Source organism: Pseudomonas sp. NFACC46-3, assembly GCF_900114515.1.
Classification (GTDB): Bacteria; Pseudomonadota; Gammaproteobacteria; order Pseudomonadales; family Pseudomonadaceae; genus Aquipseudomonas; species Aquipseudomonas fluorescens_Q.
Genome location: NZ_FOTH01000023.1, coordinates 65151 through 84436 on the forward strand (window position 1 = coordinate 65151; position 19286 = coordinate 84436).

At 60.3% G+C, this 19286-nt stretch carries 17 protein-coding genes; 5 read left to right on the top strand and 12 right to left on the bottom strand.

Annotation, left to right across the window (positions count from 1 at the left end; translation table 11 throughout):
- Positions 1–2: 2 nt before the first annotated feature.
- The 10 genes from BM300_RS21120 to rpsB all read right to left on the bottom strand — a co-directional run bounded on the left by BM300_RS21120 (position 3) and on the right by rpsB (position 10490).
- Positions 3–506, bottom strand: a complete 504-nt coding sequence (locus tag BM300_RS21120; protein WP_003184901.1) for an OmpH/Skp family outer membrane protein — start codon at positions 504–506, stop codon at positions 3–5.
- A gap of 45 nt (positions 507–551) precedes the next feature.
- Positions 552–2939 carry an outer membrane protein assembly factor BamA gene (gene bamA / locus BM300_RS21125; RefSeq protein ID WP_092463884.1) on the bottom strand — a complete coding sequence of 796 codons (2388 nt, stop codon included), beginning with the start codon at positions 2937–2939 and terminating at the stop codon, positions 552–554.
- 74 nt (positions 2940–3013) lie between these two features.
- Positions 3014–4366, bottom strand: a complete 1353-nt coding sequence (rseP, locus tag BM300_RS21130) for an RIP metalloprotease RseP (RefSeq protein ID WP_092144065.1) — start codon at positions 4364–4366, stop codon at positions 3014–3016.
- A 52-nt stretch (positions 4367–4418) separates the two neighbouring features.
- Positions 4419–5609: a 1-deoxy-D-xylulose-5-phosphate reductoisomerase gene (gene ispC, locus BM300_RS21135; RefSeq protein ID WP_063322762.1), complete on the bottom strand. Its 1191-nt coding sequence runs from the start codon at positions 5607–5609 to the stop codon at positions 4419–4421.
- Positions 5606–6412, bottom strand: a complete 807-nt coding sequence (locus BM300_RS21140) for a phosphatidate cytidylyltransferase (protein ID WP_063322763.1) — start codon at positions 6410–6412, stop codon at positions 5606–5608. Before BM300_RS21140 ends, ispC begins: the two co-directional genes overlap by 4 nt.
- Positions 6412–7167, bottom strand: coding sequence for a polyprenyl diphosphate synthase (uppS, locus tag BM300_RS21145; RefSeq protein WP_092463887.1), 756 nt, complete (start codon positions 7165–7167; stop codon positions 6412–6414). Before uppS ends, BM300_RS21140 begins: the two co-directional genes overlap by 1 nt.
- A gap of 13 nt (positions 7168–7180) precedes the next feature.
- Complete coding sequence (gene frr / locus BM300_RS21150; protein WP_063322765.1) at positions 7181–7738, bottom strand: ribosome recycling factor; 558 nt, start codon at positions 7736–7738, stop codon at positions 7181–7183.
- Positions 7735–8478 (bottom strand): UMP kinase, encoded by a 744-nt coding sequence (pyrH, locus tag BM300_RS21155; protein ID WP_003198235.1) that lies wholly within the window; start codon positions 8476–8478, stop codon positions 7735–7737. Before pyrH ends, frr begins: the two co-directional genes overlap by 4 nt.
- A gap of 213 nt (positions 8479–8691) precedes the next feature.
- Entirely contained in the window at positions 8692–9558 is an 867-nt protein-coding gene (tsf, locus tag BM300_RS21160) for a translation elongation factor Ts (protein WP_092144062.1), read from the bottom strand.
- Positions 9559–9752: 194 nt separating this feature from the next.
- The gene (gene rpsB, locus BM300_RS21165; RefSeq protein WP_003198231.1) at positions 9753–10490 is read right to left on the bottom strand and encodes a 30S ribosomal protein S2; all 738 of its coding nucleotides are present in this window, start codon (positions 10488–10490) and stop codon (positions 9753–9755) included.
- Between the two features lie 447 nt (positions 10491–10937).
- On the opposite strand from rpsB, the gene map reads away from it, so the two are divergent.
- The 5 genes from map to BM300_RS21190 all read left to right on the top strand — a co-directional run bounded on the left by map (position 10938) and on the right by BM300_RS21190 (position 16543).
- A complete protein-coding gene (gene map / locus BM300_RS21170) occupies positions 10938–11720 on the top strand; it encodes a type I methionyl aminopeptidase (protein WP_057448350.1) in 783 nt (260 codons plus the stop codon).
- Between the two features lie 38 nt (positions 11721–11758).
- The gene (locus tag BM300_RS21175; protein ID WP_063322767.1) at positions 11759–14461 is read left to right on the top strand and encodes a [protein-PII] uridylyltransferase; all 2703 of its coding nucleotides are present in this window, start codon (positions 11759–11761) and stop codon (positions 14459–14461) included.
- Between the two features lie 60 nt (positions 14462–14521).
- Entirely contained in the window at positions 14522–15721 is a 1200-nt protein-coding gene (gene dapC / locus BM300_RS21180; RefSeq protein WP_063322768.1) for a succinyldiaminopimelate transaminase, read from the top strand.
- A 167-nt stretch (positions 15722–15888) separates the two neighbouring features.
- Positions 15889–16230, top strand: coding sequence for a type II toxin-antitoxin system RelE/ParE family toxin (locus tag BM300_RS21185; RefSeq protein WP_170862084.1), 342 nt, complete (start codon positions 15889–15891; stop codon positions 16228–16230).
- Between the two features lie 10 nt (positions 16231–16240).
- Positions 16241–16543: an XRE family transcriptional regulator gene (locus BM300_RS21190; RefSeq protein WP_057448352.1), complete on the top strand. Its 303-nt coding sequence runs from the start codon at positions 16241–16243 to the stop codon at positions 16541–16543.
- A 227-nt stretch (positions 16544–16770) separates the two neighbouring features.
- Here the strand turns inward: BM300_RS21190 and BM300_RS21195 are convergent, their stop codons facing one another.
- Complete coding sequence (locus BM300_RS21195; RefSeq protein WP_092144053.1) at positions 16771–17130, bottom strand: DUF6124 family protein; 360 nt, start codon at positions 17128–17130, stop codon at positions 16771–16773.
- A 477-nt stretch (positions 17131–17607) separates the two neighbouring features.
- Complete coding sequence (locus tag BM300_RS21200; RefSeq protein WP_092463891.1) at positions 17608–19254, bottom strand: Na+/H+ antiporter; 1647 nt, start codon at positions 19252–19254, stop codon at positions 17608–17610.
- Positions 19255–19286 lie beyond the last annotated feature (32 nt).

Genomic DNA, 19286 nt, shown 5'->3' on the forward strand with positions numbered 1-19286 from the left:
GATTACTTCAGCTGATTCATGCGCTCGATTACCTGGCGCGTGATGTCGTATTGAGGCTTGACATCGATCACTGCGCCACGCTCGAACACCAGGTCAAAACCACCTTTCTTGATGACTTCTTCCACGGCGCTGTCGAGTTTCGGCTTGAGTTGCTTGAGCATTTCGCGGTCGGCAACAGCTTTCGCTTCGTTCAGCTCCTTGGACTGGAACTGGAAGTCACGGGCCTTTTGCTTGAATTCAAGCTCCAGACGCTCACGCTCGCCCTGGGCCATCTTGTCGCCACCGGCTACCAGACGATCCTGAATGCCCTTGGCGCTGCTTTCCAGGCCCTTGAGCTTGGTCAGTTGCGGACCGAATTTCTTCTCCGCATCCACGGCGTATTTCTTCGCTGCGTCGGATTCCAGCAGGGCCATCTGATAATTCAGCACGGCAATCTTCATGTCGGCAAAAGCCGGACCGGCGACCAGCACGGTGGCCAGGAGAACCAATTGAGTCAACTTACGCACGATGTACTCCTACAAAATCCATTGTCGTTATCTTGGGTCAGGCGCTTAGAACGTCTGGCCGAGGGAGAATTGGAACACTTGGGTTTCAGCGTCATCCGGTTTCTTGATCGGCATCGCCAATGCGAAGCTCAAGGGGCCCAGCGCGGTGACCCAGGTCACGCCCACGCCGACGGAACTGGCCAGGTTGCTCAGGCTGATGTCGTTGCACTCCGTATTGGAGTTGCCCCCGTTAGAAGTAGTGGTGTCTTCGCATGTGGAGTCGAATACGTTACCGACGTCCCAGAATACCGAAGTGCGCAGCGAGCGCTGATCCTTGACGAACGGCATTGGGAAAAGCAACTCCACGCCACCCTGGAGGAGGACGTTACCGCCGAATGGCAGCGGATCCTGGTCCGGATCACGGATTGTACCAGTGTTACCCGTGACACTCGCTCCCCGGCTCGGCGTACTGCGCGGCCCGAGCGTACTGTCCTTGAAGCCACGCACCGAGTTGAAACCACCGGCGTAGTAGTTCTCGTAGAACGGCAGGCCATCGGTCGAACCGTAGCCGTCGCCATAACCCAGTTCGGTGTGCAGGCGCATGGTGTAGTTGTCGGTCAACGGCTGGAACAGTTGGCCACGATAGTCGAGCTTGAAGAATGACAGGTCACTACCCGGCACAGTCGTTTCCAGGACCAGGCTCTGGGAATGACCACGGGTCGCCAGCACGCCCTTGTTCAGGGTCGACTCGGACCAACCGGCAGACGCCTTGAAGTTCAGGTACTTGTCGCCTTCTTTCTCGACGAAATCGAAGATCTCGTCAACGGTATAGCGGCCAGTGCTGATCTCGTCCTGCTGGGCGGTGAGACCGAATGTAAGCCGCGAAGTCTCGCTGATTGGATAACCCACGTTGACGCCGGCACCCAAGCTGTCTACTGCATAGCTGGAGACATCGGAATCGAGCTCGTCATAGTCGGTGGTACGGTAGAAGGCGTTATAGCCCAGGCTCACGCCGTCAGCGGTCCAGTAGGGGTCCACGTAACCGAAGTTGTAGCGGGTCTGGTACTCACTGCGAGTCAAACCGATGCTGACCTTGTTACCGGTACCCAGGAAGTTGTTCTGGGTGATCGAGCCACCGAGGATCAGACCGGCACTCTGGGCAAAACCGACGCTGGCAGTGATCGAGCCGGAAGCCTGCTCTTCGACGCTGTAGTTCACATCCACCTGGTCATCGACACCGGGCACTGCCGGGGTCTCGACGTTGACTTCCTTGAAGAAACCCAGGCGCTCCAGGCGGGTCTTGGACTGGTCGATCAGGTAGGTCGAGGCCCAACCGCCTTCCATCTGACGCATTTCACGGCGCAGCACTTCGTCCTCGGACTTGGTGTTGCCACGGAAGTTGATACGGTTGACGTAGGCACGCTTGCCCGGGTCCACGGCGAAGGTGATGTCGACGGTGTGGTCTTCATCATGCGGCTGTGGCACGCCGTTGACGTTGGCGAAGGTGTAACCCTCGTTACCCAGGCGGCGGGTGATCAGCTCGGAGGTGGTGGTCATCAGCTTGCGCGAGAACACCTGGCCCTTCTGCACCAACAGCAGCGACTTGACCTGGTCTTCAGGCACTTTCAGGTCGCCGCTGAGCTTGACGTCACGAACGGTGTATTTCTCGCCTTCGTTGACGTTGACGGTAATGTAGACGTGCTTCTTGTCCGGGGTGGTGGACACCTGGGTCGAGGCGATGTCCATGTTGATGTAGCCGCGGTCCAGGTAGTAGGAACGCAGGCGCTCCAGGTCACCGGAGAGTTTTTCACGGGCGTACTTGTCGTCGTTCTTGAAGAACGACAGCCAGTTGGTGGTCTTGAGTTCGAACAGGTCGATCAGGTCTTCGTCAGGGAAAACCGTGTTGCCCACCACGTTGATGTGCTGGATGGCTGCCACGGTGCCTTCGTTGATATTGACCTTCAGGCCGACGCGGTTGCGCGGTTGCGGCACCACTTCGGTGTCGACGGTGGCCGAGTAGCGACCCTGGGCAACGTACTGGCGTTGCAGTTCGTTGCGTACACCTTCGAGGGTGGCACGCTGGAAGATCTCGCCTTCGGCCAGGCCGGATTGCTTGAGGCCTTTCATCAGGTCTTCAGTGGAGATCGCCTTGTTGCCTTCGATCTCGATACTGGCGACCGACGGGCGCTCGACAACGGTGATGACCAGGACATTGCCGTCACGGCCCAGTTGGATATCTTGAAAGAAGCCGGTCTTGAACAGCGCACGCGTGGATTCCACCAGGCGCCGATCATCCGCCTGCTCGCCGACGTTCAACGGCAAGGCACCAAAGACGCTACCCGCGGAGACCCGCTGGAGGCCATTGACGCGAATATCAGAGATAGTGAAGGACTCGGCGTGAACTTCGGCGATCATCAATACGGTGAGAACCGCAGTTAGCAGCAGACGTTTCATGAAGTCCTTTCTTATTCCAACTGGCAATAAACAAACTGCCGCAAAATGCGGCAGATTCGCAATTCAGCGAAGCGTTACAGACGACCCAGATCGTTGACGAGGGCAAGCAACATGACCCCGACCACCAAGCTGATACCGATCTGTATCCCCCAACCTTGCACCCGATCCGACAAGGGACGACCACGCGCCCACTCGATCAGATAAAACAGCAGATGCCCCCCATCCAGTACCGGGATGGGCAGCAAATTCAGAACCCCCAGGCTAATGCTCAGATAAGCAAGGAAATTCAGGAAATCAGCGACGCCCGACTGGGCAGAAGCGCCCGCCACTTTAGCAATGGTTATCGGTCCACTCAAGTTTTTTACCGAGAGCTCGCCGAACAACATTTTCTTGAGCGAGTCCAGCGTCAGGACGCTCATGGTCCAGGTACGACGCGCACCCTCGCCAATCGCCGCCACCGGGCCGAAACTGACCTCGCGAATCATTTCCGGTGGCCAGTCGACCGCCTTGACGCCCGCCCCCAGGTAACCGCTCGGTGCCTTGCTCTCGCCACGGGCGGCCAGGGTCACCGGGACATCGATTGGAGCACCGTCGCGCTCGATGCGCAGCACAATTTTGGTATCAGGACGTACACGAACCGAATCGACCACCTGCTGCCAATCGCTGACCGGCTGGCCGTCGAGGGCCAGCAACCGATCGCCGGTCTTCAGGCCTGCAGCCTGGGCCGGGCCTTTCGGATCGAGTTCGGCGAGTATCGGTGGCATCGCCGGACGCCATGGCCGGATCCCCAGGGACCGGATCGGATCGGGCTCGTCGGCGCCCTTGAGCCAGTTGTCCAAGGTCAGTTCGCGAGGCGAATCCACCGTGGAGCCCTGCTCACGCACCATCAATTGCAACGAACCGCTCTCACCCAGGCGACGCACCAGTTGCAGATTGACCGCCGCCCAGCCCGAGGTCGGCTCGCCGTCGATAGCGACGATTTCCTGCCCGACGCCCAACCCGGCACGGGCGGCAACGCTACCCGACTCCACCGCACCGATGACCGGACGCACCTGCTCGCTGCCCAGCATGGCCAGGCCCCAGAAAAACACCATGGCCAGCAGAAAGTTGGCGATCGGCCCCGCGGCGACGATGGCAATACGCTGACGGACGGTCTTGCGATTGAAGGATTGATCGAGCTGGTCTGCCGGGACTTCACCTTCTCGCTCATCGAGCATCTTGACGTAGCCGCCCAGCGGGATGGCCGCCACGACGAACTCGGTGCCTTTCTTGTCGTGCCAGCGCAGCAAGGGCATGCCAAAGCCCACGGAAAAACGCAGGACCTTGACGCCACAGCGCCGCGCGACCCAGAAATGACCGAATTCGTGAAATGTGACCAACACCCCCAAGGCAACCAGGGTGCCGACAATCATATAGAGCGCGCTCATCTGTTTTCTCCGCAATCCTGTCCAGGGCAACCCTGGCTAACGTATCGCAGCTTCAACGCCCGTGGCGCTGCAGCCATTGGCCCGCCAATTCACGAGCCCTGGCATCCGCCGTAAATACCGTGTCGAGGTCATCGACCGAAACCACGGCCTCGAGATTCAAGACTTCCTCGATGATACTCGCGATCTCGAGGTAACGGACACGTCCATCGAGAAACGCTGCAACCGCCACTTCATTGGCGGCATTAAGCATGGCCGGCGCACTGTCGCCCGCCTCGGCCGCCTGTCGCGCCAGGCGCAGGCAGGGGAAACGCTGCTCATCGGGCGCCTGGAAATCCAGGCGAGCGATGGCGAACAGGTCCAGCGGCGCAACACCCGAATCGATGCGCTCCGGCCAGGCCAGGGCATTGGCGATCGGGGTGCGCATGTCCGGATTGCCCAACTGGGCCAGCACCGAACCGTCGACATAGTCCACCAGGGAATGAATCACGCTCTGGGGATGAATCACCACCTCGACCTGGGACGGCTTGGCATCGAACAGCCAGCAGGCCTCGATCAGCTCCAACCCCTTGTTCATCATGCTGGCCGAATCCACGGAAATCTTGCGCCCCATGGACCAGTTCGGGTGGGCACAGGCCTGCTCGGGTGAAACATGCACCAATTCTTCCAGCGGCGTCTGCCGGAACGGACCACCGGAGGCTGTCAGCAAAATCCGCCGGACACCCACCGCGCCGAGGCCACGGGAAAAATCCTGCGGCATGCATTGAAAAATCGCATTGTGCTCGCTGTCGATAGGCAGCAACACCGAACCGCTTTTGCGCACAGCCTGCATGAACAGCGCGCCGGACATCACCAGCGCTTCTTTATTGGCCAGCAGGATCTTCTTGCCTGCTTCCACCGCCGCCAGCGTCGGACGCAAGCCCGCCGCACCGACGATTGCCGCCATCACGGCGTCGACTTCCGGGTCGGAAGCCACTTGGCAGAGCCCTTCCTCCCCCACCAGCACGCGAGTTTGCAGGCCGGCTGCGCGCAGATCGTCCTGCAGCGCCCGCGCCACAGCGGCCTCAGGCACCACGGCAAACCGCGGCGTGTGGCGTATGCACAAGGCCAGCAACTCACTCATGCGCGTGAAACCACTGAGGGCGAACACCTGGTAACGCTGCGGGTGCCGGCCGATGACGTCAAGCGTACTCAGGCCGATCGAACCGGTCGCACCAAGGACAGTGATCTGCTGGGGGCGACTCACGACGCCGCCATCCACAACAGCACGGCAAAGATCGGAATCGCGGCGGTAAGACTGTCGATGCGATCCAGCACGCCACCGTGACCGGGCAGCAGGTTACTGCTGTCCTTGATTCCCGACTGACGCTTGAACATGCTTTCGGTCAGGTCGCCAACCACTGACACAAATACGATCAACGCGGCCCCCATAAGGCCCATCAGCAGCTGCGCGACCGTCCAGTCCCGCACGAAGCCGACCACAGTGGTGATCACCAGGCTCAAGGCCAGGCCACCATAGACCCCTTCCCAGCTCTTGCCAGGACTGACCTTCGGCGCCAGCTTGCGCTTGCCGAAGGCCTTGCCGGAAAAATAGGCGCCGACGTCGGCACCCCAGACCAACACCATCACGGCCATGATCTGCCAGTTGCCCAGCGGGTCTTGCTTGATCCAGATCAGCCCTTGCCAGGCCGGCAGCAGGATCAACAGGCCGATCACCAGTTTGGTCGCCGCATTGGCCCAATGATGGGTAGTCTGCGGGTAGGTCAGGACCAGGAAGGTCGCTGTCGCCCACCACAGCACCGCGGCACCCAACACCCAAGGCGCGAGCCCGGGCATCACGTACATGATGAACAGCATGGCCGCCACGGCCGCTGCGTAGGCCACGCGCGCCGACTGCGCAGGAAAACCCGCCAGCCGCGCCCATTCCCACGCCCCCAGGGTCACGACCAGTCCGATGAACAGCGCAAAACTGGCGCCTTCGAGCAGGAAGAAACCGCCCAGGGCGATGGGCAACAGGATCAAGGCAGTGATGATTCGTTGTTTGAGCATTAAACCCGGGCTCCAGCTTCGATCTGCTCGCTCGTTTTACCGAAGCGACGCTGACGGGAAGCGAAATCGGCCAGTGCGGTGCGCATGGCATCGTGTTTGAAGTCCGGCCAGAACAGGTCGGAGAAGTACAACTCGGCATACGCCAACTGCCAGAGCAGGAAGTTGCTGATGCGATGCTCGCCACCGGTACGGATGCACAGGTCCGGCAACGGCAGGTCGCCGGTCGCCAGGCAGGCCTGCAGCAGTTCCGGCGTGATGTCTTCCGGGCGCAGGTGCCCGGCCTGGACTTCCCGCGCCAGCCGCTGGGCAGCCTGGGCAATGTCCCACTGTCCACCATAGTTGGCGGCGATCTGCAGGACAAACCGATCGGCGCCCGCAGTCGCTGCCTCGGCTTCGCGCATCGCAGCCTGCAATTCAGGATGGAAGCGCGAGCGATCACCGATGATCCGCAGGCTGATCTTGTTATCGTTGAGGCGCTTGGCCTCACGACGCAAGGCCTTGAGGAACAGGTCCATCAAGGCACTGACTTCATCGGCCGGACGCTGCCAGTTCTCACTGGAGAAGGCGAACAGGGTCAGCACCTCGACCCCTGCCTCGGCGCACACCTCGATGACCGCACGCACCGCATCGACACCCGCCTTGTGCCCGGCGACGCCAGGCATAAAGCGTTTCTTGGCCCAGCGGTTATTGCCGTCCATGATGATCGCCACGTGGCGCGGCACCGCGAACGGCACGGCCTGCTTGGTCTTTTCCATGAAAACGAGACCCTTATACGGCCATCAGGTCTTTTTCTTTCTGCGCCAAATCCGCGTCGATCTTAGCCACGTACTTCTTGGTCAGGTCGTCGATCTCGCCAGTGGCACGACGCTCTTCGTCTTCGCTGATTTCCTTTTCCTTGACCAGGTCCTTGAGCTGGCTGTTGGCATCACGACGGATGTTGCGTACGGCAACACGGGCGTCTTCAGCCACGTCACGAGCCTGTTTGGTGAAGCCCTTGCGGGTCTCTTCGGTCAGGGCCGGCATGGAGATCAGCAGCAGCTCACCCAGGTTGGTCGGGTTCAGGTTCAGACCGGCACTGCCGATGGCCTTGTCGACCGCGGCCAGCATATTGCGCTCAAAGGCCACGACCTGCAGGGTACGCGCGTCCTTGACGGTGATGTTGGCCACTTGCTTGATCGGGGTATCGGAGCCGTAGTACGGCACCATCACGCCCTCAAGGATGCTCGGGTGCGCCTGGCCGGTGCGGATGCGACCGAAGTTGTGCGCCAGGGACTCCAGGGATTTCTGCATGCGCTGTTCAGCGTCTTTCTTGATTTCGTTGATCATTGTTGAACTTCCTCGATCAGTGTTCCTTCGGCGCCGCCATGGACGATATTCAGCAGGGCACCGGGCTTGTTCATGTTAAAGACACGCAGCGGCATCTTGTGGTCGCGGCAGAGACAGATAGCCGTCAGATCCATTACCCCCAGCTTGCGATCCAGCACTTCATCGTAGGTCAGATGATCGAACTTCTCGGCATGCGGGTCCTTGAACGGGTCAGCGGTATAGACGCCATCGACCTTGGTTGCCTTGAGCACGACATCGGCATCGATCTCGATCGCTCGCAGGCAGGCGGCCGAATCCGTGGTGAAGAACGGATTACCGGTACCGGCGGCAAAAATCACCACTTCCTTGGAGTTGAGGTGGCGCATGGCTTTGCGGCGGTCGTAGTGATCGGTTACGCCAACCATGGAAATGGCCGACATCACGATGGCCGAGATATTGGCACGCTCCAGCGCGTCACGCATAGCCAGGGCGTTCATCACAGTAGCCAGCATGCCCATGTGGTCGCCCGTGACCCGGTCCATGCCGGCCGCGCTCAGCGCCGCGCCGCGAAACAGGTTGCCGCCGCCGATGACCAGACCGACCTGAACGCCGATCCCGACCAGCTGGCCGACTTCCAGGGCCATGCGATCCAGCACTTTCGGATCGATCCCGAACTCTTCCGAGCCCATCAGGGCCTCGCCGCTAAGCTTGAGTAGAATGCGTTTATAGCGAGCCTGATAACCACTGCCCTGCTGAGCCATTGCGAATCTCTCCTGCGGCGTATTTTCGAAAATTCTTTGCAGGCTGTTTGCAGCCTGCGTCTACTCTAGTCTGACGCTGACACAGCGCCATCGGAACACGGCTTTGTAAGCCAGTTCCGACAGGAAACCAATAAAAATCGGCATCCCCATCCAAAAAGAGGCTGCGCGCGTTAAGCGGGCAGCCTCTTCAGGGCGACAGTTGTAAAAACCGTCTTATTGCTTGCTGGCAGCAGCTACTTGGGCAGCAACTTCTTCAGCGAAGTTGTCGACCGGCTTCTCGATGCCGTCGCCCACTTTGAAGTAGGTGAACGAAACGATTTCAGCACCGGCTTTCTTCGCCAGGTCGCCAACCTTGACTTCCGGGTTCTTGACGAAAGCCTGCTCAACCAGGCTGGCTTCGGCCAGGAACTTGGAGATACGGCCGCTGACCATTTTTTCTGCGATTTCAGCAGGCTTGCCTTTCAGCTTTTCTTCGTTCAGCTGCAGGAAAACGCCCTTCTCGCGCTCGATCGCTTCAGCCGAAACGTCCGAAGGCAGCAGGAACTCAGGGTTGGTTGCAGCAACGTGCATGGCGATGTCTTTCGCCAGCTCGGTATCGCCGCCCTTCAGGACAACCGCAACACCGATCTTGTTGCCGTGCAGGTAGGTACCGACCACGTCACCTTCAACACGAACCAGACGGCGGATGTTGACGTTTTCGCCGGTCTTGCCAACCAGGACCAGGCGCGCTTCTTCCTGAGCTTCGATCAGCGGAGCTGCGTCGGTCAGTTTGTCAGCGAAGGCTTTTTCGACGCTGGCAGCGACGAATGCCTTGAAGTCATCCTGCAGGGCCAGGAAGTCGGTCTGGGAGTTAACTTCCAGCAGAACGGCAGCCTTGCCGTCGTCCTTGATGGCGATGGCGCCTTCAGCGGCAACGTTGCCCGCTTTCTTGGCAGCCTTGATGGCGCCCGAAGCACGCATGTCATCAATGGCTTTTTCGATGTCGCCGCCAGCCTTGGTCAAGGCTTTCTTGCAGTCCATCATGCCTTCGCCGGTACGCTCGCGCAGTTCTTTGACCAACGCTGCAGTAATCTCTGCCATTTCAAAATCCTCTTGGATAGGTTTTCAACCATTCCACCCGATCGAACGGGCGATCAATTCTTCCTGGAAAACCACTGCTTATAGGCCGCGGCAGGTTACAAACAAGTCCCTGCGCTGGCGGCAAATGGTTTTCGAGGTGGCAAAAAGGGGGCCAAGCCCCCTTTTTGCTTACTGAGTCAACGCCAGGGCGTCAATTACTCAGCGGCTGCTGCCGGAGCTTCTTCAGCGAAGACTTCGGTGCCGCCATTCACGTTGTTGCGACCACGGATAACAGCGTCAGCCATCGAACCCATGTACAGTTGGATGGCGCGGATGGCGTCATCGTTGCCTGGGATGATGTAGTCAACGCCTTCCGGGCTGCTGTTGGTATCGACAACACCGATGACCGGGATACCCAGCTTGTTGGCTTCGGTGATCGCGATGCGCTCGTGGTCAACGTCGATCACGAACAGCGCGTCAGGCAGACCGCCCATGTCCTTGATACCGCCCAGGGAGCGGTCCAGCTTCTCAAGATCGCGAGTGCGCATCAGCGCTTCTTTCTTGGTCAGCTTGGCGAAAGTACCGTCTTCGGACTGGACTTCAAGGTCACGCAGACGCTTGATGGAAGCGCGAATGGTCTTGAAGTTGGTCAGCATGCCGCCCAACCAGCGGTGATCGACGTACGGCGAACCGCAACGTGCTGCTTCTTCAGCAACGATCTTGCCAGCGGAACGCTTGGTGCCGACGAACAGAATCTTGTTTTTGCCCTGGGCCAGGCGCTCTACGAAGGTCAGTGCTTCGTTGAACATCGGCAGGGTTTTTTCAAGGTTGATGATGTGGATCTTGTTACGCGCGCCGAAAATGTACTTGCCCATTTTCGGGTTCCAGTAACGGGTCTGGTGACCGAAGTGCACACCGGCCTTCAGCATATCGCGCATGTTGACTTGGGACATGATAGTTCCTTGATAAGTCGGGTTTGGCCTCCACGTATCCCAATGACCAACCAGCGGCTATATAAGCCAAAGGCACCCAGGTCATCGTGTCGACACGTGTGTGGATTTAAGCTTACGGGGTCATCCCCGGAAAGCGGCGCATTTTATACCACAGCAAGGGCGAAAACGGAACACGGAATCTGAAAACCTCTTGTGGCGAGGGGATTTATCCCCGCTGGGACGCGTAGCGGCCCCATACCAGGCGATTCAATCGACCTGATACACCATGCTGCCTGATTTGGGGCTGCTGCGCAGCCCAACGGGGATAAATCCCCTCACCACAGAGTTCCAGCCTGGAGAGCTCATTGTACTGATCGTCTGTTAGAATCGCGTTTTCAGGGCCGCCCGGATCCCCATCCGCCGCCCATTTCGTTTTGAACAGCGCCGTCGGGCGCAGAGAGAGCCTGTATGACCGTTACCCTCAAGACTCCCGAGGACATCGCCAAAATGCGTGTCGCCGGCAAACTCGCCGCCGATGTGCTGGAGATGATCGCCGACTACGTCAAGCCTGGCGTGACCACCGAAGAGCTGGACCGCATCTGCCATGACTACATCGTCAACGAGCAGAAAGCCATCCCGGCCCCGCTCAACTACAAAGGCTTCCCGAAGTCGATCTGCACCTCGATCAACCACGTGGTCTGCCACGGCATCCCCAACGAAAAACCGTTGAAGGATGGCGACACCCTGAACATCGACGTCACCGTCATCAAGGACGGCTTTCACGGCGACACCAGCCGCATGTTCCATGTCGGCAACGTGCCGGAGTGGGCCGAGCGCCTGTCCAAGGTCACCCAGGAATGCATGTACATGGCCATCGAACTGGTGAAGCCGGGCTGCCGCCTGGGGGACATCGGCGAAGTGATCCAGAAGCACGCGCAGAAAAACGGCTTCTCGGTGGTACGCGAATTCTGCGGCCATGGCATCGGCAAGGTGTTCCACGAAGAACCGCAGATCCTGCACTACGGCCGTGCCGGCACCGGCATGGAACTGCAGGCGGGCATGACCTTCACCATCGAGCCGATGATCAACCAGGGACGCGCCGATACCAAGGTGCTGGGCGACGGCTGGACTGCCATCACCAAGGATCGCAAGCTGTCGGCCCAGTGGGAACACACCTTGCTGGTCACCGAGACCGGATACGAGATCTTTACCCTGCGCAGCGATGACACCATCCCTCGCGTTTCCGCCTGATCCGAACCCAGCCTATAGATAGAAAGGAAAGTCATTCAATGCCGCAGGTGGATCCCGAACTCTTCGACCGCGGCCAGTTCCAGGCTGAACTGGCCCTGAAGGCAAGCCCCATCGCGGCGTTCAAGAAGGCGATCCGCCAGGCCCACGAAGTGCTCGACCAGCGCTTTCGCAACGGCCGGGACATTCGGCGGCTGATCGAGGACCGTGCCTGGTTCGTCGATAACATCCTGCAAAAAGCCTGGGAACAGTTCAACTGGAGCGAGGATGCCGACATCGCCCTGGTGGCGGTCGGCGGCTACGGGCGCGGCGAACTGCACCCCTACTCCGACATCGATCTGCTGATCCTGCTCGACAGCGCCGATCATGAAGTTTTCCGTGACTCCATCGAGCGGTTCCTGACGCTGCTGTGGGACATCGGCCTGGAAGTCGGCCAGAGCGTGCGCTCGGTGCAGGAATGCGCCGACGAGGCCCGCGCCGACCTGACGGTGATCACCAACCTGATGGAAAGTCGCACCATCGCCGGCCCCGAGCACCTGCGCCAGCGCATGCTCGATGTCACCAGCACGGCGCACATGTGGCCCAGCAAGGACTTTTTCCTGGCCAAGCGCGCCGAGCAGAAGGCCCGCCACCACAAGTACAACGACACCGAATACAACCTGGAGCCCAACGTCAAGGGCTCGCCCGGCGGGCTGCGGGACATCCAGACGATCCTATGGGTCGCCCGGCGCCAGTACGGCACGCTGAACCTGCGCGCCCTGGCCGGTGAAGGTTTCCTGGTGGAAAGCGAAAACGCCTTGCTGGCCTCGTCCCAGGAATTCCTGTGGAAGGTCCGCTACGCCCTGCACATGCTGGCCGGGCGCGCCGAAGATCGCCTGCTGTTCGACCATCAGCGCTCCATCGCCAGCCTGTTGGGTTTCGAAGGGCAGGATGCCAAGCAATCCATCGAAAACTTCATGCAGCAGTACTACCGCGTGGTGATGAGCATCGCCCAACTCAGCGAACTGATCATCCAGCACTTCGAGGAAGTCATCCTCGCCCCCGAAGACGAAGAACCGCCGCAGCCGATCAATTCACGTTTCCAACTGCACGACGGCTACATCGAGGCGCGCAACGCCAATGTATTCCGTCGCACGCCGTTCGCCATGCTGGAAATCTTCGTGCTCATGGCCCAGCAACCGGAAATCAAGGGTGTACGCGCCGACACCATTCGCTTGCTGCGGGAAAACCGTCACCTGATCGATGAAGATTTCCGTCACGACATCCGCAACACCAGCCTGTTCATCGAGTTGTTCAAGTGCAAGATCGGCGTGCATCGCAACCTGCGGCGCATGAACCGCTACGGGATTCTCGGGCGTTATCTGCCGGAGTTCGGTTTCATCGTTGGGCAAATGCAGCACGACCTGTTCCACATCTATACGGTCGATGCCCACACCCTGAACCTGATCAAGCACCTGCGTAAGCTCCAGTACACCCAGGTGTCGGAGAAATTCCCGCTGGCCAGCAAGCTCATGGCCAAGTTGCCCAAGCCCGAACTGATCTACATGGCAGGGCTGTATCACGATATCGGCAAGGGTCGTCAAGGCGATCACTCCGAGATTGGCGCGGTGGATGCCGAGGCTTTCTGCCAGCGCCATCAACTGCCGCTGTGGGACAGCCGACTGATCGTCTGGCTGGTGCAGAACCACCTGATGATGTCCACCACCGCCCAGCGCAAGGATTTGTCCGACCCGCAGGTGATCCACGACTTCGCCCAGATCGTCGGCGATGAAACGCGCCTGGACTATCTCTACGTGCTGACTGTGGCCGACATCAACGCCACCAACCCAAGCCTGTGGAACTCCTGGCGCGCCAGCCTGTTGCGCCAGCTCTACACCGAGACCAAGCGCGCCTTGCGCCGCGGCCTGGAAAACCCCGTGGATCGCGAAGAGCAGATCCGTCGCACCCAAAGCGCAGCCCTGGACATCCTGGTGCGCGGTGGCACCGACCCGGACGACGTCGAGCAGCTCTGGTCGCAATTGGGCGATGACTACTTCCTGCGCCATACCGCCGGCGACGTGGCCTGGCACAGCGATGCGATCCTGCAGCAACCGGCCGATGGCGGGCCGCTGGTGCTGATCAAGGAAACCACCCAGCGCGAGTTCGAGGGCGGCACGCAGATCTTCATCTACGCCCCGGACCAGCACGACTTCTTCGCCGTGACCGTGGCAGCGATGGACCAGCTCAACCTCAACATCCATGACGCCCGGGTCATTACCTCGAGCAGCCAGTTCACCCTCGACACCTACATCGTGCTCGACACCGACGGCGACTCGATTGGCGACAACCCGGCGCGGGTCAAGCAGATTCGCGACGGCCTGACCGAAGCCCTGCGCAACCCGGCGGACTATCCGACCATCATCCAGCGCCGGGTGCCGCGCCAGCTCAAGCATTTTGCGTTTGCCCCACAGGTGACGATCCACAACGACGCCCAGCGCCAGGTCACCGTCCTGGAACTCAGCGCCCCGGACCGCCCGGGCCTGCTGGCGCGAATCGGCCATATTTTCCTGGAGTTCGACCTGTCGCTGCAAAACGCCAAGATCGCCACCCTCGGCGAACGAGTGGAAGACGTCTTCTTCATCACCGACGCACATAACCAGCCGCTGTCCGATCCGCAGCTGTGCAGCCGCTTGCAGGAAGCGATCGTGCAGCATTTGAGCGTCAACCAGGAACCCGATGCTCACATGACACGTATCAGCATCTGAACGAACAAATTCCCCCTGTGGGAGCGGGCTTGCTCGCTCCCACATTGAACGAGGCCCTTGATGAACAACGCTTTGAACCAGTTGCAGCCCTACCCGTTCGAAAAGCTCCGCGCCTTGCTTGGCAGCGTCACGCCCAACCCGGACAAGCGCCCGATCGCCCTGTCCATCGGCGAACCCAAGCATCGCTCGCCCAGCTTCGTGGCTGAAGCCCTGGCCAGCAATCTGGAAAAAATGGCCGTGTACCCGACCACCCTCGGCATCCCGGAATTGCGTGAGGCCATCACTGGTTGGTGCGAGCGTCGCTTCAACGTGCCGAACGGCTGGCTGGACCCGGCGCGCCACGTGCTGCCGGTCAATGGCACCCGTGAAGCCTTGTTCGCCTTCACCCAGACCGTGGTCAACCGTGGCGACGATGCCCTGGTGGTCAGCCCGAACCCGTTCTACCAGATCTACGAAGGCGCGGCGTTCCTGGCCGGGGCCAAGCCGCACTACCTGCCGTGCCTGGACGAAAACGGCTTCAATCCGGATTTCGATGCCGTCTCACCCGACATCTGGAAGCGCTGCCAGATCCTGTTCCTGTGCTCCCCTGGCAACCCGACCGGCGCGCTGATCCCGGTGGACGTGCTGAAAAAACTCATCGCCCTGGCTGACGAACATGACTTTGTCATCGCGGCGGACGAGTGCTACAGCGAACTGTACTTCGACGAACAGACCCCGCCGCCGGGGCTGCTCAGCGCCTGCGTCGAACTCGGTCGCAAGGATTTCAAGCGCTGCGTGGTGTTCCACAGCCTGTCCAAACGCTCCAACCTGCCAGGCTTGCGCTCCGGTTTCGTCGCTGGCGACGCGGACATCCTCAAGGGTTTCCTGCTGTACCGCACATACCACGGCTGCGCCATGCCGGTTCAGACCCAACTGGCGAGCATCGCGGCGTGGAACGATGAAGTCCATGTACGGGCCAACCGTGCGCTGTACCGGGAAAAATTCGACGCCGTGCTGGAAATCCTCAGCCCGGTGCTGGACGTGCAACGTCCCGATGGCAGTTTCTACCTGTGGCCAAACGTGGCCGGCGATGATGCAGCGTTCTGCCGCGACCTGTTCGAACAGGAACACGTGACCGTGGTGCCGGGTTCCTACCTGTCCCGCGAAGTGGATGGCGTCAACCCGGGTGCCGGGCGCGTGCGCATGGCCCTGGTCGCGCCGCTAGCTGAATGCGTGGAAGCGGCGGAGCGGATTCGCGCGTTTATCCAGCGTCGGGGTTGATGGCTGTATCGGACTGAAGTGGACCGCTGTTGTGGCGAGGGAGCTTGCTCCCGCTGGGCTGCGCAGCGGCCCCAACAGCAACATCCGTACCGACCACCACCTCCCCCTGTACAAATCCTCAGTGATGCCTGGGTTGCGCAATGCACCTATTTCGGTACACTTCATTCATGGTTGATATTGCCCCAATACTGAACGTACGTTTTTTCCGCACAGACGCTGGGAATGAACCCGTTCGCGAATGGTTGACTGACCTGCCTCGCGAGCACAGACGGATGATCGGGACCGACATCAAGACTGTTCAGATTGGTTGGCCAATAGGTATGCCGGTGGTTCGCAAACTGGACACCGGGCTGTGGGAGGTCAGGATTGACCTTGGAGATACCATTGCCCGTGTTCTCTTCACCGTGGTGGGCTCCGATATGGTTCTACTCCACGGTTTCATCAAGAAAAGTCAAAAAACGCCAGCCACCGACATGGCAACCGCCAAGCAGCGCAAAGCAAGATTATGAGGTACCGCAAATGAACAAGCATATTGGATCGGATTTTGACGATTTCCTCGCCGAGCAAGGCATCGCCGAAGAAGTTTCCGCCGCTGCGCTCAAACGCGTTATTGCCTGGCAGATTGCCGAAGCCATGAAGCTTCAGAAAGTGACCAAAAAGGCCTTGGCACAACGGATGCACACCAGTCGCACCGCTGTTGATCGTGCGCTGGATCAGAACGATGCAGGAATGACGCTGGCAACGCTTGCCAGCGCGGCGCGTGCGCTGGGTCAGAGGGTGGAAGTACGGTTGGTGCCTGAGCAGGAAGAGGCTCACGCATAAATGCTGTTGTGGCGAGGGGATTTATCCCCGCTGGGCTGCGAAGCGGCCCCAAAGCAGTCCACTCAATTTACCTGACACACAGGGTTGTCAGGTTTTGGGGGCGCTTCGCGCCCCAGCGGGAGCAAGCTCCCTCGCCACAGGGGCTTGGTGTCGATTGGCATATTTGTGAACGACACAAATCCCCTGTGGGAGCGAGCTTGCTCGCGATGAGGCCGGCGCTTATTGCATCAAGTCCGCAGCTCTACCCGATCCAAAGCCTTGTTCGCCAACAACGTCCCCAACTCGATCATCTGCGCCACTCCCAATGCTACATGCCGCCGCGAGCCGTCCAGGTCAAACGCCAGGTCGCTGAGCATCGCATTGGCCGAAGCCAGGGTTTCGCTGAGGTTGGCCAATAAGGCTTCGGTATCGACACTGTCCACCACCGTGAACATCTGCGCCGAGGGCTTGGGGGCTGACTCGCTATCGTCAGGCTTGAGGTAATGATCCAGCGCACGATCAGCGGCTTCTTGCAGCTTTTCGGGGGCGTAGTCGCCGTAGGGGAACGTGGAGGCTGGCTTTGGAGGATTCGGTGTCTCTTTGATCATGTCATTGCTCCTAGGGGAATTAGAAGCCGCCACCGAGTCTTCTCACGGACTGGAGGGTGGCAGCCGTACGCGGGGTGAGAATCCGAGTCCCTAGAAGCCCGGCCATGCCGAAGCATGCCCGCGCACGGCCGCCATAACACAATGCCCAGACGAAAAGCGCCTGCACTTTATATGGTCGGCGCCTGCGCGCCTACTAGGGGAAATCGGATTCTCACGTCCGATCGCTGATTTGGCAGCGACACCCAAAGGCTAGAGCCCTCGCTTCCGACGGACAACCTTAAAAACTTGTCGGAAACTTCGGTGCGTCTGACAGACCACCATCCCTGTGGCGAGGGAGCTTGCTCCCGCTGGGCTGCGCAGCGGCCCCAAAGCGGTCAACTCAATTTACCTGACATACCGGGCTGTCAGTTTTTGGGTGCGCTTCGCGCCCCAGCGGGAGCAAGCTCCCTCGCCACAATTAGCTTTGCGCAATGGCCTCTATTTCCCCAACCCCAAATTCGCCTCCGCCAGATCCAACTCCCCCAGCACCTCACGCAGCACATCATCGCCAATTTGGTGATGACGACTCAGACGATATAACTCCAGCCGCTGCGCCCGAAAAGCCTTCAGGCGCAGCCGGCGCTCCAGCAGGTCCATCTCGAGTGCCAGCGCCTGGGCTTCGGCGGAGTCGTTGAACACGTCCAACTGATGACGATACTCGGACATCAACCGCGCCTTGACCTCGGCCGCCAGCGCCGCCTGGGCGGCATCCGGCGTACTGGCAGGCTCGGTCGGTTCCTCCACTTCCAGCGCATGGATCGCCGCTTCAGCGGTCTTGCGCCAAGCATCGCGGACCTCGGTGCGACGTTTGTCATCGGGGCTCCTCTCGATGCCCCGTAGCAACAATGGCAAGGCGATGCACGCCGCGATCAACGACAACAGAATCACGCCGGCAGCAATGAAGATCAGCAAGTCCCGCTCGGGAAATGCCTCGCCGGCGCCCAACAGCAACGGCACCGACAGTACGCCCGCCAGCGTCACCGCACCGCGCACCCCGCCGAAGGTCAACAGCCAGCAGGAACGTGCGTTCGGCACCAGGATCAGCTCACCCTTGCCACGCCAACGGCGCAACAGCCCCGACAGACGCCAGATGCTTTGCACCCAGACAAACCGCAGTACCAACAACACCAGGAAAATCGCCACCACATCCACGCAGCGGTAGAACAGCGTTGGCCACAGCGTCGTCTCGTGGCTGGTCACCGCCTTGATGATGTCCGGCAGTTGCAAGCCCAGCAGCAGGAAGATCAAGCCATTGAAGGCAAACTCCAACAGCGACCAGACACTGCGATTGAGCAGCCGCGTGCCGGTCTGGCGCGGCAGCAGGTCGAGCCAGCTCTGCATCATCCCCGCCGCCACCGCCGAGAGAATCCCCGAGGCGCCCAAGCGCTCAGCCAGCACATAGGCCGCGAACGGCAGCAGCAACATGAACACCACATGGGTAGCCGGGTCGTCCCAGCCCCGGGCAATCATCCAGGCCCGCAGCCGCCCCAACAACCAGCTCAAGGCCACGCCGACCAACAGGCCGCCAACCGCCACCAGCACGAATGTCAGGCTCGCGCCCGCCAGGGAAAATACCCCGGTGATAGCCGCCGCCAAGGCGAACTTGAAGGTCACCAGGCCCGACGCATCGTTCATCAGCGCCTCGCCCTGGAGCATGTGCATCAGCGGCCCGGGCAAACGGTCCCGGGCAATCGCCGAGACCGCCACGGCGTCGGTCGGTGACAGGACAGCCGCCAGGGCGAAGGCCACCGGCAGCGGGATACTCGGCAGCAGCCAATGAATGAAATAGCCGGCGCCCACCACCGTGAACAACACCAGGCCCACCGCCAACGTCAGGATCGGCCCTCGCAGGCGCCACAACTCACGCTTGGGCATGCGCCAGCCATCGGAGAACAGCAACGGTGGCAGGAAGAGAAACAGGAACAGTTCGGGATCGAGGGCCACGTGCAAGCCCAGGGACGGCCAGGCCAGCAGCGCACCCGCGCCGATCTGCACCAGGGGCAACGGTAATGGGACCAACCGTCCGAGCAGGCGCGAAACGCCCACCAGCATCAACAGGATCAGGACGGTATAGGCGCTTTGCATAACGGACTTCCAATGACAGCCATATACATCTG

What these genes read in the sequence shown, in the direction of transcription:
- BM300_RS21175 (WP_063322767.1), top strand. Translation starts at nt 11,759, where the DNA reads ATGCCGCAGGTGGATCCCGAACTCTTCGACCGCGGCCAGTTCCAGGCT.
- BM300_RS21190 (WP_057448352.1), top strand. Translation starts at nt 16,241, where the DNA reads ATGAACAAGCATATTGGATCGGATTTTGACGATTTCCTCGCCGAGCAA.
- BM300_RS21185 (WP_170862084.1), top strand. Translation starts at nt 15,889, where the DNA reads ATGGTTGATATTGCCCCAATACTGAACGTACGTTTTTTCCGCACAGAC.
- rpsB (WP_003198231.1), bottom strand. Translation starts at nt 10,490, where the DNA reads ATGTCCCAAGTCAACATGCGCGATATGCTGAAGGCCGGTGTGCACTTC.
- BM300_RS21200 (WP_092463891.1), bottom strand. Translation starts at nt 19,254, where the DNA reads ATGCAAAGCGCCTATACCGTCCTGATCCTGTTGATGCTGGTGGGCGTT.
- uppS (WP_092463887.1), bottom strand. Translation starts at nt 7,167, where the DNA reads ATGGAAAAGACCAAGCAGGCCGTGCCGTTCGCGGTGCCGCGCCACGTG.
- rseP (WP_092144065.1), bottom strand. Translation starts at nt 4,366, where the DNA reads ATGAGCGCGCTCTATATGATTGTCGGCACCCTGGTTGCCTTGGGGGTG.
- BM300_RS21140 (WP_063322763.1), bottom strand. Translation starts at nt 6,412, where the DNA reads ATGCTCAAACAACGAATCATCACTGCCTTGATCCTGTTGCCCATCGCC.
- map (WP_057448350.1), top strand. Translation starts at nt 10,938, where the DNA reads ATGACCGTTACCCTCAAGACTCCCGAGGACATCGCCAAAATGCGTGTC.
- BM300_RS21195 (WP_092144053.1), bottom strand. Translation starts at nt 17,130, where the DNA reads ATGATCAAAGAGACACCGAATCCTCCAAAGCCAGCCTCCACGTTCCCC.
- frr (WP_063322765.1), bottom strand. Translation starts at nt 7,738, where the DNA reads ATGATCAACGAAATCAAGAAAGACGCTGAACAGCGCATGCAGAAATCC.
- tsf (WP_092144062.1), bottom strand. Translation starts at nt 9,558, where the DNA reads ATGGCAGAGATTACTGCAGCGTTGGTCAAAGAACTGCGCGAGCGTACC.
- dapC (WP_063322768.1), top strand. Translation starts at nt 14,522, where the DNA reads ATGAACAACGCTTTGAACCAGTTGCAGCCCTACCCGTTCGAAAAGCTC.
- bamA (WP_092463884.1), bottom strand. Translation starts at nt 2,939, where the DNA reads ATGAAACGTCTGCTGCTAACTGCGGTTCTCACCGTATTGATGATCGCC.
- pyrH (WP_003198235.1), bottom strand. Translation starts at nt 8,478, where the DNA reads ATGGCTCAGCAGGGCAGTGGTTATCAGGCTCGCTATAAACGCATTCTA.